Source organism: Methanosarcina sp. WH1 (genome assembly GCF_000970005.1).
Classification (GTDB): domain Archaea; phylum Halobacteriota; class Methanosarcinia; order Methanosarcinales; family Methanosarcinaceae; genus Methanosarcina.
This window is the reverse complement of record NZ_CP009504.1, coordinates 2,759,717-2,775,636: the sequence shown is the minus strand read 5'-3', so window position 1 is coordinate 2,775,636 and position 15,920 is coordinate 2,759,717. Positions and strand designations below refer to the sequence as shown.

The window sequence follows — 15,920 nt, the reverse complement described above, 5'->3', positions numbered from 1 at the left end:
CCGGTTAAACAGTCCTGAGAGGTAGGGACAGTGCTTGCATCGTTAAACCTTTCCATATCAGATCGAGAGGAAGACGGATTCCGGAATTGACTGGTTCCAGCTACGCTGTAACACTCCAACTTCACGAAGTTGGAGTCCACAATTCAGATACGCATAACTCTTCGGAGGAAAACTATATGTTAGTTTTCGTAATCAATCAAAACAAAAAACCACTAATGCCCTGTAAACCTTCAAAAGCCAGAAAGCTACTGCAAGCAGGCAAGGCAAAAGTGGTCCGAAATACTCCATTCACCATCAAGTTACTTTTCGGAAGCAGTGGGTATACTCAACCTGTAACTGCAGGGATGGATACCGGCTCTAAGGTAGTGGGCTGTGCAGCCATTGCTAACGGAAAAGTGTTGTATCAGTCCGAAATCTACCTGAGAGAAAACGTTTCGAAAAAGATGGAACAACGAAAGATGTACCGGAGAACCAGAAGAGGTAGAAAAACAAGGTATAGACCTGCAAGATTTGATAACCGGAAAAATTCAAGGAGAGAAGGGAGATTAGCTCCTTCCATCAAAAGCAAACTTGAGTCTCATTTCCGGGAAAAAAGGTTTGTGGAATCCCTGCTTCCTGTAACCGGGTGGAAGGTAGAGCTTGCTTCCTTTGATATTCACAAAATAACAAATCCGGAGGTTTCCGGGGTTGGGTATCAGGAAGGGGACCTTAAAGGCTTCTACAATGTCAAAGCTTACGTTCTGGACCGGGACGGCTACACCTGCCAGCATTGCAGGGGAAAGTCAAAGGATTCCCGGCTACATTGCCATCACATTGTTTTCAGGTCACAGAAGGGATCAGATGCTCCGGAAAACCTGATTACGCTTTGTGAAACCTGTCACAAAGCCCTGCACAATGGAGAATTCAAGCTTTCAGGGAAAAAGTCAAAAACAAAACATGCAACTGAAATCGGGATCCTCAAATCCCAAATCCGGAAATCCGGCTGGAGTTTTGCAGAGACTTTCGGGTACGAAACAAAGTACAGGAGAGAGCAGGTCTTGAAGCTGTTAAAAACACATTACTTTGATGCTGTTGCTATCTGTTGCAGGGACGATCAGAAAGTAGAGGTAGAAGATTCGGTTTTTCTAAAAAGAAACGTTCCTGCGGGAGATTATCAGCAGCGGAGAGGGAAGAGATCAGAGAAGAAAATACCTACCGGAAAGCTGTTTGGGCTCAGGAAATTTGATATTGTAAAAACGGAAAACGGGACCGTGTTCATTCGTGGCAAACGGTCATCCGGGTATTTTTCAATCTCAGATATATTCGGAAACAAAATTTCAGATAGTGTTAATGTTAAGAAAAAATGCAGGAGACTGAGTGCGAGGAGTACAACATTAGTTCAGATGGTACAGATGACGCATTCCTCCCCCACCTGCCATTTCCGGCAAGCCGGAAATGTCGAGGAAGGGGGTCTCCTGCTGAGGTAAGATGAACTTGCCAGAATCCACCCCTTCGTTGACGGAAACGGGAGAACTGCCAGAGCCTTTGCCACCCTGGTCCTGACAAAGAGAGGCTTTGACACCAAACGGTTTTTCGCTCTTGAGGAGCACTACAACAAAGAACGCCACTCTTATTACTCCGCCCTTTCAAGTGCGGATGCCGGGGACAGGGATTTGACCGAATGGCTCGAATATTTCCTTTTCGGCATTGCCGTGGAAATCTCAAGAGTCGAAAAAACGGTCCTGAAGCTGAGCAGCGACCGTTCGATGAAAGATAAATTCGGACAGATAGGATTGAGCAGCCGGCAGATAAAAGCGATTGAATATTTAAAAGAAAATGGTAAGATCACAAGCAATGAGTATCAGGAAATCTGTGATGTCAGTCAACCCACTGCAAATCGTGACATCCAGGATATGCTTGACAAAAAACTCCTGAAACAAAATGGGAAAATAGGCCAGCAGGTAATTTACGTGCTCAATTTCTGATCGGGGGCTATTCAAAAGCTATTCAAAAGCTATTCAAAAGCTATTCAAAAGCTATAATATTTGCGCAACCTTTATATTTTCTAGCAGTTACACCTAACCTATTCATTCAGAGATCACTCTGGATTCTTTTTTAATTTCATCAATCAGGTAAGTACTTATCGATTTCTCAGTAAGCAAATCGACTTTTATGCCCAGGTAGTCAGAAAGCTCCAGTTCTATGTTTACCAGGGTGAGCAGGCTTTCCCGTTCGGTAAACTCACCCAGGACGTCAATGTCGCTTTCTGGATTCTCTCCTCTCCTAACTTAAGACCCAAAAACAGATACTTTAGTTGACCCACCCGAATTGCGCCTCGCCCGAATTGCGCCTCGCCCGAATTGCGCCTTGCCCGAATTGCGCCTCGGGAGTACGTGGTCCTTTTCGCTGCGCTCAAGAGGACTACTTCATAGGATTTTAGCAGTGAACTTCGCTCGCTCAAGCAGACTAATTTATAGATCTCTCGACCCATACAACGTCATTCGCTGTCTCTCGTCGTTTTTGTCACGCTCGACGCAGGAGAGCGGCTTTTCAAACAAAAAAGAGAAAGAAGAAGAGAAAAGGAAAAAGACCAAAAATAAAAACCAGAAAGTAAAAGTGATATAAAAAATCGGTATGTATAAGCGCAAAACAGAATTAAATAAACATTAACAGCACTCGTTTTCAAGTCTTGTTTTCACTTTTAGTTCTTTCTTTTGACGAGCCGCCAGACAAGCTGGCGGAGGCGCTCTATTAATTGTGGATAAAAATCCGGCTTCCCGGAGTAAGAAAAGTACACCTGAAACTTTAGAATGAGCAACAAAACCATCTGCAAATCGTAACTTCTTAGTGTAATGAACACATTAATTAATTTAGACTGTATTTATTAGGTAGTTACTATAACAAGAAAATGAATAACATGATAAAAGCGGATCTATTCTTCATTTGCAGCCATCAAGGCACGTTAACAGGAGCTGGTAAATTTTTTTGTTGATATGATTCATGCAGAAATTGCAGAAACAAGAGACTCCATAAAGAGGGGAATATCATGAAAAAGGCCAAAAGGACCAGCATTGAAGTTCGAGGGACTGCTATATCCATCGTTTCCCAGGAAAATGCGGACTACATTTGCCTGACAGATATCGCCCGGTACAAGAACCCCTATCATACCGATGACCTCATCCGCAACTGGATCAGAAACCGAAATACTGTGGAATTCCTGGGCATGTGGGAACAGCTCAATAACCCGGATTTTCTACAGGGATAAATTGAATCAGTTGCCGGTCAGCCATGAGAACTGGATTTATTGGTACAATTTCCTTGAAATTTTGTTTCTAATATCATTTTTACAGTCCCACCTGTGAACATTTTAAATTATTTTTTTATCTCTTTTATATATTTATAGCTCTTTTTGGACGGTGTTCCCAGACAAACTGGCGGAGGCGTTCTATTAATTGTAGATAAAAATCAGGCTTCCCGGGTAAGGGAAGTATTTCTCAAGCAGGTAGAGAAGTTGAATGTCCATTTATTGTATACTCGCGTCTTTTGCACGTGAATAATAAAGCATGGGTGTGTGTTTAACTGGAAGTGTTTTTGTAGAAATTAGTGAACTTCACTCTAAAAAGACGCCAAGGTCCTTTGATAGATAAAGTTTAATACATTAGAAGATAAATTCCAAAGTAATCCGGAGAAATGGGGGTTCAAATTCTGGACATAATGCTAAAACTTCAGGATGCTGCCAGCAGCCTGCAGGATGCTGTTAACAGCCTTAATCAGAGCCTGTTTCATGGTAAAAATAAAGAGAAAGAGGAAACCTGTCCGCACAGGATAAAGCAGACGAAAAACCGAAAAACAATTGTAATCAACTGCAAGGAATGCGAAGCCGGGTCTTCCCTTAATGATCCGCGGTGCAGGGAAAATATCTTCGGCATCCTCCGGAGGGAGGTTCATGCCGATTGTCTTGTACTCTCAAGGCTCTATGAACGGGATTACGAAGGAAAATCCCTCTCCTTGCTTTACGATTTGGCAGGTTTCAAAGGAACCGTTGCTGCTTACAGGAGCATTGAAGTTGTGCCTGAAGCATGTGCCCGTCCCGAAAAAAAGGTGTGCAGCCTTGAGCGAAAAGAGATAATTGCTTCTCTTTCCGAAACCGTGGGAACCGATCCCTTAAAAGCCCGGCTGGAGCTAGGAGAGCTTATCCACAAAAAAAAGGCTGGCAGAGTTCCGGAAACAACTTCAATTTGTCTTGAGTGTTCGGAGTGTTTCTACAGCATCCTGAATGAAATTGAAGAACAAATATCCTGTTTTTCTGAAATCCCGGTTACCAGAATATCGGGTTACTGTCCGGCAGCGGGCTGGTTAGAAAGTAGAAAGGAAAACGGAAAAAGTTTCGAAGGAAAATCAGAGAAAAAGGTAAGGACAACAATTGGTAGAAAATCAGGAAAGAAAATCAAGACCCTTATAAAATATACTCCGGGAGAAATAACTCCTGCTTCTTTATCCAGAAATGTTTCGCTCTCACTTTCCGGGGCTGGAAAAAAACAGGAGAATAATAGACAGAAAAACGAAAGAAAGGAGAATCAGAGACAAGAAAAAGAAATAAAGGAGAACAAAAAGCCAGATGATTATTTTTTCGATTACGAAAGCAGGATCAAATCTCATGTCAGGCCGTCTTTTTCCAGTTCGCGAATTTACACAGAAGCTCCTGAAAATACTGAATTTCTCGAATGCTATGACATAAACGGCAGAGAAGGAAGAAACCTTGAGGTCACCATTTACCGCTACACAGACAGGCCGGAAAGACTTTACATGATCCGGCCTCCCGAGTATAATCTCAGGCAGGAGGAACTCAGGCTCCTTGAGAAAATAAGGAGAAAAATGATCCGGCACAGACCAAAGGACCTCGCCTTTGCAGACCCGAAAGGAGCCAGGGAGTACTTCAAACGCATAGCAAAAGGCCTGCTGGGGGAAGAACTTCTCGAAAGCGGGAAAGCCTGCAGCCCGGGTGAGCTTGAAAGCTATGCCGACCTCCTTGCAAGGTATACGAACGGGCTCGGGATCGTAGAAGACCTCCTTTCCGATGCGAGGATAACGGATGTGTACATTAATGCCCCTGCGGATACAAACCCCGTGCACGTTGTGATGGAAGGGGAGGAATGTACAAGCAACGTCTTTCTTTCGCAGGACGACCTTGACGCCCTGGTCTCAAGGTTCAGGACCATTAGCGGCAGACCATTTGGAGAAGCTGTTCCCGTGCTTGAACTCAACCTTGAAGCTTTCGGGGTAAGGGTATCCGTAATAGGAGATCCACTAAGTGCAAACGGGCTTGCATACGCTTTCCGAAAACACTCCCTGACACCCTGGACCCTGCCGAAACTAATCAATACAGGCTCTATTTCTCCTTTTGCAGCAGGGTTTTTGAGTTTCCTCATGGACGGGCAGGCTTCGGTCCTTGTTGCGGGAGAGGTGGGAGCCGGGAAGACATCTCTTATGACGGCAATGCTACTTGAAATCCCGCAGAAATATAGGATCCTGACAATCGAAGACACCCACGAGCTCCCGACAGAACAGCTCCAGGACCTGGGCTGGAAAGTGCAGGGGATGAGTTCCCACTCTTCGGTTCTGAAGTCCGGAGCGGAAATGAGCCCTGAAACCGCACTTCGGGCTGCTCTTCGGCTTGGAAGTTCTTCTCTGGTGCTGGGAGAGGTAAGGGGGCCAGAGGTGAAAGTACTCTACGAAGCCATGCAGGTAGGGAATGCCGGAAACTCCGTTATAGGGACCATCCACGGCTCATCCGTTGAAAATGTATACGAAAGGGTCGTACACACCCTTGGAGTCCCTCCTGCTTCTTTCAAAGCGACCGACGCAGTGATAATATGCTCAGGCATCAGGCCCGGAGGGAGCATGAAAAAGTTAAAGCGGGTGAGCAGGATTGCAGAGGTAACCGGTACATCGATAGAAGACCCCGAACCTTCCGAGATCTTTACCGATATCATGCATTATGATGCCTCTCGGGACTGCCTGCTTGCAGGAGAGGTGCTCGAACAGGGGCAGTCCGAACTTATAGGAAAGATTGCCCGGAAATGGGGAATTTCCATCGACGGTGCCCTGAAAAATATCGAACTCAGGACAAGGATAAAAGAAAGGATTGCAGCTGAAGGGGATCGCAGGCCGTTCCTGCTCGAAGCTGAAGCCGTAAGCGAGGCAAACAATATGTTCTGGCTGCTTTTGGATTCCATCAAGGCAGGTAACAGAGCTGGCTTTGAAACTGGTCCCGAATCTATCTCAGGAGCCGATTTTGAAGAGCTTTACAGGCAATGGGAAACCTGGTTTGAAAGTTTTTCCTGGGTACGGACCGAAACAGGAAAACAGAGAACAGGAAAACGACTCGCAGAAGAAAAACGACTCGCAGAAGAAAAACGACTCGCAGAAGAAATACAGCTGCCAGAAATAAAAATAACTGCCTGAGGGGTCAGGAGCATGGAAGAAAGCAGCTGGTACGTAAGAGCCTGCAAGACCACAGCAAATCAGTGGGGATGGGCTGTCCCTGACCCTGCCTTCAGCCGGAAATGTGAAAAAAGTGTGAGTCCTGAGTACAGAGACGCACTTCGGTTTACCGGTTTTGACCTCGAAGCCTTCGAGACGGTGTTATTTTCTTACGTGGGGACGTTTGCAACCTTAATTTTACTGCTCGTAATAGACCTTTTTCTTCTTTTTTCCAGAAGTTTTGAGCCCAGGACTCTTTTCATTATAGGAACCCTGACCTTCATAATTCCGCTGATAGTCCTCTGCTACCTGAGCGAGTATGTGAAAATAAAGGCAGGTTTTATGAAAATTTCCTCCCTTGGAGATATTCCGGAAATCCTGAGCTATATCATTATGTCAATGAAGCTGGTTCCGAATCTTGAACATGCCGTACTTTTTGCAGCCCGAAACTCAGAGAGGCCGCTTGCCACGGACTTAAAAAAACTGACCTGGGACCTGAATTTGAGGTTCTACAGCAGCATGGACGATGCTCTCCTTTCTTTTGCCGACCTGTGGGGCAGGAACAGCGAATATTTCAAACGTTCCCTGCACCTGATCAAAAGCTCAACTGCCGAGCCCGATGAAGCCCAGAGGGTAATTACTCTGAACCGCGCGCTCGACATCAGCCTTGAAGGCACTGAAACTCTGATGGAGGCTTTTGCGGCAAAGCTGAAGACCCCGAGTTACGTGCTCTATTCAATATTCATCCTGATCCCGCTTGCTCTGGTAGCTCTCCTGCCTGCGGTCACGGTTGTAGGGATGAAACCCGAGATTACGGACCTTGTCCTCCTTTACGATTTTGTATTTCCTGTTCTTGCAGCAGTCTACTCAGAATATATCCTGATGCAGAGGCCTGTTGCCTTTATTCCCAGACAGATCCCGGATTCCCATCCCGACCTTTCGGGCATCATACAAAAAAAGCGGTTTGCCATACTCTCCGGAGCCCTGGTCTGCGTCCTGACAGCTCCTCTGGGATATCTTCTGCTCGCGGCCGGAAATCCGGGAGGAATAGTGTCTACAACTCCTCTTGGGGGCTATCTCCTCCCTGCTCTTCCTTTAGTTGTGGGAAGCACTGCAGGGCTCTCAATCTACCTGTATTTCTCATCCATCCCGTATAAGAAAATAAGAGACAGGATAAAGCAGATGGAGCAGGAATTTGCAGATTCTCTTTTTGTGCTCGGTAGAAGGATTTCGGAAGGAAAAGCCCCGGAAGAAGCCTTTGCCCACACAGCCAGAACAATGGATGGCTCAAAAATCGGGGAAGCCTTTGAGGAAATTTCCATGAACCTGGTCAGCATGAGGACGAACCTCAAAGATGCGATTTTTGATGAAGAATTCGGGGCTTTCAGGCATGTGTATTCGGAAAGAATCCGAAACACAATGCTCCTCTTTACGGAAAGCGTCCATAAAAACCACGAAGCTGCAGGAGCTTCGATAATCAAGCTTGCAGACCACTTAAAAGAGCTCAGTGCAGTCGAAGAGCGCATAAAGAGTTCCCTCTACGACGTTACTTCAACAATGCGTTCTACTGCTGCAATCTTTGCCCCTCTTATCGCAGGAATCACCCTTGCCCTCTCAGAAGTTATTACAAAAATCCTGAACCAGGTAGCTGAAAGGGTAAGCAGGGTACCCGCAGACCTTTCCGGAATGCCTGTAGAAATCAGTCCCGAAAGTTTTTCCCAGTCCATTCCTCCGGACCAGTTTCTGCTTGCAATAGGGGTTTACGTTGTCCTTATCAGTGCCATCCTCACGCGCTTTGCAGGAGCCATAGAATATGGAGGGGATAGGGCACAGCTGAAATACGACCTCGCCTGTATGCTTCCGATTACAGTACTGATCTTTGCGGTCTCAGCTGCTGCTTCAAGGGTTGTTTTCAGTGGGCTGGTGTGAGATTGAGTAAAATAGGCTGGAAAATGGATGGGATATAAGCTGGAATAATCAGGAAGTAGCTGAAAAGATAACGAATAAGGTAATTATTCAGCCACTGATAAAAAAAGTATTTTTTTCAGCAAAATGCTGCAATTCTCATGATAATAGCGGCGTTCCATTGAGCGCTGCTAGAATAGCATCCATGACATTCAGGTCAGTTATTCTGAAAATCTCTTAAAATTTTAGAAATATACAAATCTAGAAAAGCATTTAATATTTATTAACAGATTAAGAGCATGAACAATGGTTTTTCAAGTTATGGTTCTAGTACAAGTCATGCTATCCAAATGATACCTGAAGAATTAATTATTGCAACATTCATAATTTTCTTAATTGTAATTATCTTTATTTTCTATTATAGCAAAAAGAAAAAATGATATTATTTACAATTGGACATTTGGCCGAAATCTCACTTTTCACATATGCCCTTTCAATTATCATACTTGTTCATGCTATCTCATAATCATAATTGTTCATACTATCGTTTTTTCTGAAAACCTTCCTGGTTACTCAAACATGTGTTCTTGAAATACCCTACAATTTTCAACTTTTTGCCTTCATTGATAACTACCAGCACTCATTTCCCGAAATTTCAGTTGAGATAATAACAGAAGTCACATCATAACAGAAGTCACATCACGGAACTGAAATACGACCTCTCCTGCATGCTTACGATTACAATTCTTATCTTTGTGGTATCGACTGCTTCTTCAGGGGTTGTTTCCAGCGAGATGGTGAGATTGAGTAAAATAGGCTGGAAAATGGATGGGAAATAAGCTGGAATAATCAGGAAGTAGCTGAAAAAACAAGAAGGAAGATAGTGGTTTTTCCTTACGAAGCGTATAATTATCACCCAATGAAGGAAGTTCGTATTCAAAAGGACATATCAGATTTTACAGTTCCCGTCACTATAGGTACTGAAGAAAGTGTGGGTGAGGAGTTTAAAATAATCGCTGTGCTGGCAAACGAAAGTGCTCAAGAAGAGTTCGAAAATTATCTTGAAACAGCTACCGTTCGCCATTGGCCAGGGATGAATAATCTTCCAGAAGGCGCTGAAGAATATTGTATAGTTAAAGTAACAAGGAAGTGATATAAGCGTTAGCAATTAAACAATCTCTGCTACCTTCTTTTTTGACGCTTTAAACATTTCTTTTGCCCTGGACTCGGTAAGCCCGGCTCCCATTGCAATTTTCAGGGCGGTTTCATCGGTGATCAGGTTCTCGGGGGCATGGGTATCGGTGTTCAACACAAGCGTTGCCCCGATTTCGAGAGCAAGCCTTGCAACGTGACCGTTAGTCCTGTTGTGCCCGTTCCTTGCAGTGATCTCAAGAAATACATTATTCTCTGCCGCAGTCCGGACGTCATCTTCAGAGATCAGGCCGGGGTGAGCCAGGATATCCACATACTCACAGGCAACTGAAGCTGCATTTGTCCCGGAGGCAACCGGTTCGGCAATTGTTTCCCCATGCACGACTACGATTTCTGCGCCCAGTTCTTTTGCTTTTTTTGCCATGGGAGCAATCTTCCTTGGAGGGACATGCGTCAGCTCGACTCCGGACAGGACACGGATATCCCATTCATTTTCCAGGTACTTTGCTTTCTTTGCAGCATCAAGAAGCTGTTCGAGGTTTGTATAGTCTGCATGGTCGGTAATTGCAATAGCCTCGTAGCCGTGAATAACAGCCCGCCTGACAAGTTCGCTGGGGAGCAACTCCCCGTCGCTGAAAATTGTGTGAGTATGAAGATCAATCAACCGGATCACCGTGTTTAAAAAAACTTAGACTTTTTCCACTGACATATAGATTTTCCCTTGCAGATATATACTTTTCTCATGAGACATATTCCTGACACTTATTAAGAACTTATTCAGTATCATCATGATTCTAAGGATTTATTCGGTTTTCTCAGTATTCCCGGAGTTTTCAGGATTCTCAGTATTCCCGGAGTTTTCAGGATTCTCAGACTTTTCAAGCCTTTCTTCAACATCGGCAAAAGCAAAGTTAGGTTTGACATCCGTTATTTTAATGCAGACTTTTTCTCCGACTTCAACTTCCTTTACGAAGACAACAAACCCTTCAATGAGGACAGCTCCGTCTCCACCTGAACCGAGCTTCTCTATATCCACAACGAATTTGTCTCCTCTCCTGAAAGGGGCCGTAAGGAATTTTTTCCCGATTACGTAGATTTCCGCACTTTGCGACCTTGAAGCTTGCGGGGAATAAGCCTTGACTCGGACAAAATTGTCCCTGACTTTGTCCAGGTAATCGTTGAACATGTCGCCCTGAAAGACCTTGACCACAAAGTTACCTTTTGGTTTGAGAATCTTTTTTGCGCACTCAAGAGCTGAGGTCGTAAGTTCGATTGACCGCGCATGGTCGTAAGACCAGTTTCCTGACAGGTTGGGGGCTGCATCACAGATCACCACATCAGCTCCTTTAGCCCCTACAATCTTGATAATCTTCTGTATTGTCGTGTCTGCGTTTATGTCGCCCACAATGGTCTCGACTCCTTCAATCGGAGTGATCCTCTGCAGGTCCACGCCCAGAACCTTCCCTCCGGACAGCTCTTTTGCAACCTGGAGCCACCCGCCCGGAGCTGCACCCAAATCAACAACCGAGTCTCCACGATTGATTATTTTATGTTTATCATTGATCTGTTTAAGCTTGAAGGAAGCCCTGGACCGGTACCCATCCTCTTTTGCCTGGTGATAATAATAATCTCTTCTATCTCTTGCCATTGCTACCTTCCCTGCACTGAAAGCTCATATAGCTTACGCAAAAATTGTCTCTTCGCTAATCTTAATTTCTGTCAATCAATCCCATAATCATTTGTTGATAAACTCCTGAGTCTTTATTTTTTTGTGACAGCATTGTAAACTTCATATATAGCTGGCCGTAAAGAGCCGGATGAACCTACACCCATAAACCCAATTCCTATTCCGGATGATCCATGGCCATACATACCGCTCGCAGGTGGTTCATCATCAGATCCAATGCGGAGAAATCCACCTGGTTTTGTGATGGAGCTATCGGAATTGCCGAAGGGAAAAAGAAAACCAAAACAATTTACCGGTTACGCTGAAGTCGGTCGTGCGGTGAAAGCTCAGAGAAAAAGAGTGAATGCACTTGAAACATTGGCAGGAACTCTTGGGGGGATCAACCCTGAAGAAAACGACGTCGAGAAGCAGGTCACAGACTCTGCCGACAACAAAAAAAACAACTGCAAGAAAGTCAACTGCAAGAACTAAAAGAAGGAGATAAATCACCCAACTTCATCCAGTGGCCAAATTCATGAGTAATAACATTCTGCTCATCATAGTATCCAGGACGTCCATCACTTGCCCAACTTTTACCGCTATTAAATTGTGTCGCAATAGAAGTCATTGGTCCGGGACTAGTCGGTAAAGTATAAGTTAACGCTAAGTATCTATTATCAATCGATCCATAGTATAATTTGTAGGGGGACGATTGATCATTAGAAAACCTGATACTTGAACCTGCCCCATTCCATTCACACTTAGCAAAATATATCGGAAGTGATCACCCCATAGGAAGCGTGGAGTCCATTTTATAGCTAACACTTTCAGACGTCCAATAATATTCGACATATGAGTAGGCTGATGCCGGAGCTTCTTAAGGTACTTAACGGCTACTCTTGAAACTTCTGATGCTTCAGAGCAAATATCTTCTGCAGCTCAAAACCGTTCTCAGGATTTCTTCCCCGCTTATCTTTTCCATCTTAAGATCAGCCGGCTTTTCGATAACCTCAAGGTTCAGAGGGAGGCGCTTCTGGGCTTCTCTTATAAGCTGGGAATCTCCGCTCATGATAACACAGTCTATTCCGGGATTTTCTTCAAGGACTTTTCTCAGGGTTTCAAAGACTTTATCCATATGGTGGGCAATATCCTCTTCCCTGAGGCGTTCGAAACGGCGCTGGGAAAAACCTCCTTTGCTGTGTTTTTCCTTGACGCTGCTCTTGATAAGTTCTTCCGTATCGAAGACCCGGGCATCAGGGGCAAAGCCTATGAAAGACTCACCTGCATGCAGGACAAGGACGAGCATGCGATAGTCGGTGTTCAGGCTTTCCTCAAGGGAGGCGGTTTCAAAGCTGTCTTTAAGATGCCAGGTGGGGAGGGAAACAGGAACTGGGGGGACTATGGCTTCGGAAATCATGCGGTGCAGGTCGTAGAAAAAGACCATGCCAGTTTCAGGGTCAAGCCTATCAAGAAGGGAGCGGGTCTCCTCTTCGATCATGCCAGGGGTTTTTTCGGGAAGAATGGCTGAAAGGCGAGTTCCGGGGGGCAGATAAACGGTTAAAAGGTCATTTGCAGGAGAGTGAAAGGACTTGAGTTTGGAAAGGTAAGCCTTAACAGCCGACTGGCTCAGGGTTTCAATTCCGCGAAACTCCAGCTTGCCCTGGGACTCATTTCTTATCGTTTCAAGTTCGTGGGAAAGGGTATGGGTCCGGACCAGCTCCTGGTTTAAACGGGATTCGGCTTCCTGCCTGTCCGCAACTGCCTGCCTTGCAAGGGCTTCTTTCTTTTTAAGCTGGTTTTTTGCACCCCGAAGGTCAAGTTCGAGTTCAACTATCCTGGAGTTAAGCCTGTCAACCTCAAGTTCCAGCCGGTTTTTTCCGGAGATTTTTCCTAGAATGGTGCCCAAACCTTTTTTTCCATCTACGGTAACTTCTCTTTTTGCAGCTATTTTATCGGTCATCTGCCTTCCTGCCCTTTCTCATAATATCTCATACACTCCAAGAAACTCCCAAAAGCAACTGGACTGTATAATAGTAGCAATACCTTATTAATTATGCGAATTACATAATCGGTCCTTATATTTCGAAAGTTTTAAGAATATCATATTTAATGTCACTGTGATTTCAGGATTTTTTTAAAAAAAGTGAGCTCATTTCCATACTTAATTCTTATCGATTATTTCGGTGCCTGAATGATAAAAACCATTGAAAGAGTCTCAAAAGCGGAGGATCAAATGAATCCTGGCCAGAAAAATCCAGATGTTCCCGGACTTGAACCTGAAAATTCAGGTCAAAATGAACCGGATGGAGTAAAATCAAAGGATTGGATGGACAGGCAAAATCCTGGCCGGTACATGCCTGATAAAATCCACCCTACCCTCTGGATCCAGGGACAGAAGAGTTCTTCCCTTGCCGGAAAAACCATTGCCCTCGGTGTTACCGGGAGTATAGGAGCGGTCAGGGTAGTTGAACTTGCAAGGGAACTGATCCGGAACGGGGCAGAAGTCCACGCAGTCATGACCGGGGCTGCACAGCACATCTTGCACCCTGACGCCCTGCACTATGCTACCGGAAACCCTGTGATTACGGAACTTGGAGGCAGGGTGGAGCACGTGGAATTTTGCGGGTTTAAGGGCAGAGCAGACCTCCTCCTGATAGCGCCGGCAACAGCAAATACCATAGGAAAGATCGCCTGTGGAATCGACGATACTACAGTTACCTCTTTTGCAACAACAGCGCTTGGCTCCGGAATCCCTGTCATGGTTGTCCCTGCAATGCATGAGTCCATGTACAGGCACCCGGCTGTGGTTGAAAATGTAGCAAAATTGAAAGGCTGGGGGATCTCCATGGTGGGCCCCAAGTTCGAAGAAGGCATTGCAAAAATTGCCTCAAACGAAGAAATAGTGCTTGAGGTTGAAAGGGCTCTTGGAAACCGAAGCCTGGAAAACCGGAAAGTGCTTATTACAGGTGGTTCCACTGCTGAAAGCCTTGACCCTATACGTATTCTCACTAACCGGGCTTCCGGAAAGACCGGCAGAGAACTTGCCCTTGAAGCTTACCGCAGCGGAGCTGATGTAACCCTTGTGCACAGGGACAGGCTCAGGCTTGTAGGGATCAGGGAGGTCTTTGCCGAAAGTGCCGCGGAAATGACCGAAGCCGTGCTCTCGGAACTGGATACTGGATATGACGTCCTAATAAGTTCTGCAGCAATTGCAGATTATACAGTTGAGCCTTCTCCGGAGAAGATCAAATCGGGAGGAGAGTTTGCGCTCAAGCTGAAAACCACTCGAAAACTAATAAGGGAATGCAGGGAAAAATACCCTGAACTCGTGATCATAGGTTTTAAAGCCGAAACAGGAGTCGGGAGAGAAGAACTCCTTAAAAGGGCAACTGCAACTCTTGAAGGAACAAAACTCGATATGATTGCAGCAAACGACGTTGGAAAAGGTGGAATGGGTACTGAAGAAAATGAACTTTACCTGCTTGGGAAAGGTGAACCCAGGCACGTCACCGGAAACAAGCGCAAACTTGCAGCTTGTATTCTTGAGGAGGTAGCCGGGATTTTAAACTCATGACAGGTTTTTTGACAAACCTGATCGATTTTGGAAAATTAAGACCAACTAACCGGAGACGGTACAGTACCTGATCTGCTATATCAGCTGATTCTGCAAATTGTCCTGCACAATTTATACAAAACAGAAATTTCCATAAACGGAATTTCTACAAAATGAAAATGAACTCTAAAAAATAGTTTTAACAACAAAAAGGGCGTTTTATATGTATACATACGAGAGTGAAGGGGCAGACTTTTTAGCAAAAGCATATGCTCCAGGGCATATAACAGGTTTTTTTCAGATTCATGAGCATAATGACCCTCACCGCAAGGGATCTACCGGCTGTGGAATTGTTCTGAATGGAGGAGTTACAACCGAGGTAATGGTTGGAAAATCCGTGGAAAAGACCGAGATCTTCCTCAATGGAAAGAGAGTTGAAGGCAGAACCACCCGTACAGTGATTGATATGTTAACCGATGTGCCTTTAAGAGTAAAGAGCTGGGCAGAAATTCCGATTGGGTGCGGGTTTGGAGCCTCGGGAGCAGGAGCACTCGGGGCAGCTTATGCTCTGAACAGGGCGCTTTCCTTAAATAAGACCGCAAAACACCTGACTGAATACGCTCATGTAGCTGAAGTCGTTAACTGCAGCGGACTTGGGGACATTGCTGCTCAGTCCAACGGTGGAGTGGTAATCAGGCTGAAGCCCGGAGGACCTGAATTCGGAAGCATAGACAGAATTCCAGCTCCTGAAGCAAGAGTGTTCTGCATTGCATTAGGGGAGATTTCTACAGACTCTGTCCTGACAGACGAGGTTGCAGCAGGAAGGATTAATGCTGCTGGAAAAATCGCAATGTCTGAACTGCTTAAAAAGCCAACTCTCGAAAACTTTATGCAGCAGGCAAAAGACTTTGCCAACAATACCGGCCTCATGAGCAGTACGGCAAAGGATGTAATTGAGGTTGCACATGCGAGCGGAGGAATGGCTTCCCAGGCAATGCTTGGAGATACGGTTTTTGCAATCGCCCCCTATACCCAGGAATTCCAGCTCTATGAAGCCCTCCAGGAATTCGGGCAGGTTATGGAATATGGCATGAGTACCTGTATACCGAAATTACTTTATGATTGAGCTTCAGGTGGAGCTTTTTATGTTTTGAATATTAATGGAACTAGCAAGTTCAAGTA

12 protein-coding genes and 2 pseudogenes are annotated in these 15,920 nt (G+C 45.1%); 10 read left to right on the top strand and 4 right to left on the bottom strand.

Translation table 11 applies throughout. From position 1 onward, the window contains the following. Positions 1-176 precede the first annotated feature (176 nt). From iscB to MSWH1_RS19230, 3 genes and pseudogenes are all read left to right on the top strand, one after another. Positions 177-1,466, top strand: coding sequence for an RNA-guided endonuclease IscB (gene iscB / locus MSWH1_RS12120; protein WP_048128867.1), 1,290 nt, complete (start codon positions 177-179; stop codon positions 1,464-1,466). Positions 1,467-1,478: 12 nt separating this feature from the next. Beyond that, positions 1,479-1,532, top strand: a pseudogene (locus tag MSWH1_RS20900) (Fic family protein); the annotation flags it as partial. Between the two features lie 120 nt (positions 1,533-1,652). Next, positions 1,653-1,964: a DeoR family transcriptional regulator gene (locus MSWH1_RS19230; protein ID WP_052722748.1), complete on the top strand. Its 312-nt coding sequence runs from the start codon at positions 1,653-1,655 to the stop codon at positions 1,962-1,964. A gap of 102 nt (positions 1,965-2,066) precedes the next feature. On the opposite strand, the pseudogene MSWH1_RS20260 reads toward MSWH1_RS19230, so the two are convergent. Next, positions 2,067-2,252: pseudogene (locus MSWH1_RS20260) on the bottom strand (nucleotidyltransferase family protein); the annotation flags it as partial. A gap of 773 nt (positions 2,253-3,025) precedes the next feature. On the opposite strand from MSWH1_RS20260, the gene MSWH1_RS12110 reads away from it, so the two are divergent. The 4 genes from MSWH1_RS12110 to MSWH1_RS12095 all read left to right on the top strand — a co-directional run bounded on the left by MSWH1_RS12110 (position 3,026) and on the right by MSWH1_RS12095 (position 9,520). Further along, positions 3,026-3,244 (top strand): KilA-N domain-containing protein, encoded by a 219-nt coding sequence (locus tag MSWH1_RS12110; RefSeq protein ID WP_048128865.1) that lies wholly within the window; start codon positions 3,026-3,028, stop codon positions 3,242-3,244. Between the two features lie 425 nt (positions 3,245-3,669). Then, positions 3,670-6,444 carry a type II/IV secretion system ATPase subunit gene (locus tag MSWH1_RS12105; protein WP_231591769.1) on the top strand — a complete coding sequence of 925 codons (2,775 nt, stop codon included), beginning with the start codon at positions 3,670-3,672 and terminating at the stop codon, positions 6,442-6,444. 12 nt (positions 6,445-6,456) lie between these two features. Next, entirely contained in the window at positions 6,457-8,391 is a 1,935-nt protein-coding gene (locus MSWH1_RS12100) for a hypothetical protein (protein ID WP_048128863.1), read from the top strand. Between the two features lie 859 nt (positions 8,392-9,250). Beyond that, positions 9,251-9,520 (top strand): hypothetical protein, encoded by a 270-nt coding sequence (locus tag MSWH1_RS12095; protein WP_048128860.1) that lies wholly within the window; start codon positions 9,251-9,253, stop codon positions 9,518-9,520. A 15-nt stretch (positions 9,521-9,535) separates the two neighbouring features. On the opposite strand, the gene MSWH1_RS12090 is transcribed toward MSWH1_RS12095, so the two are convergent. Then, complete coding sequence (locus MSWH1_RS12090) at positions 9,536-10,183, bottom strand: histidinol phosphate phosphatase domain-containing protein (protein WP_048128858.1); 648 nt, start codon at positions 10,181-10,183, stop codon at positions 9,536-9,538. Between the two features lie 138 nt (positions 10,184-10,321). Next, complete coding sequence (locus tag MSWH1_RS12085; RefSeq protein ID WP_048128857.1) at positions 10,322-11,167, bottom strand: 23S rRNA (uridine(2552)-2'-O)-methyltransferase; 846 nt, start codon at positions 11,165-11,167, stop codon at positions 10,322-10,324. Between the two features lie 297 nt (positions 11,168-11,464). On the opposite strand from MSWH1_RS12085, the gene MSWH1_RS12080 reads away from it, so the two are divergent. Beyond that, positions 11,465-11,677 carry a hypothetical protein gene (locus tag MSWH1_RS12080; RefSeq protein ID WP_048128855.1) on the top strand — a complete coding sequence of 71 codons (213 nt, stop codon included), beginning with the start codon at positions 11,465-11,467 and terminating at the stop codon, positions 11,675-11,677. Positions 11,678-12,101: 424 nt separating this feature from the next. Here the strand turns inward: MSWH1_RS12080 and MSWH1_RS12075 are convergent, their stop codons facing one another. Next, positions 12,102-13,145 carry a Vms1/Ankzf1 family peptidyl-tRNA hydrolase gene (locus MSWH1_RS12075; protein ID WP_048128853.1) on the bottom strand — a complete coding sequence of 348 codons (1,044 nt, stop codon included), beginning with the start codon at positions 13,143-13,145 and terminating at the stop codon, positions 12,102-12,104. A gap of 366 nt (positions 13,146-13,511) precedes the next feature. Here MSWH1_RS12075 and coaBC point away from each other — a divergent pair, with 366 nt between their 5' ends. Together coaBC and MSWH1_RS12065 are read left to right on the top strand one after the other, a co-directional pair. Next, positions 13,512-14,759, top strand: coding sequence for a bifunctional phosphopantothenoylcysteine decarboxylase/phosphopantothenate--cysteine ligase CoaBC (gene coaBC / locus MSWH1_RS12070; protein ID WP_082088246.1), 1,248 nt, complete (start codon positions 13,512-13,514; stop codon positions 14,757-14,759). A 202-nt stretch (positions 14,760-14,961) separates the two neighbouring features. Further along, entirely contained in the window at positions 14,962-15,864 is a 903-nt protein-coding gene (locus MSWH1_RS12065) for a pantoate kinase (RefSeq protein ID WP_048128851.1), read from the top strand. Positions 15,865-15,920 lie beyond the last annotated feature (56 nt).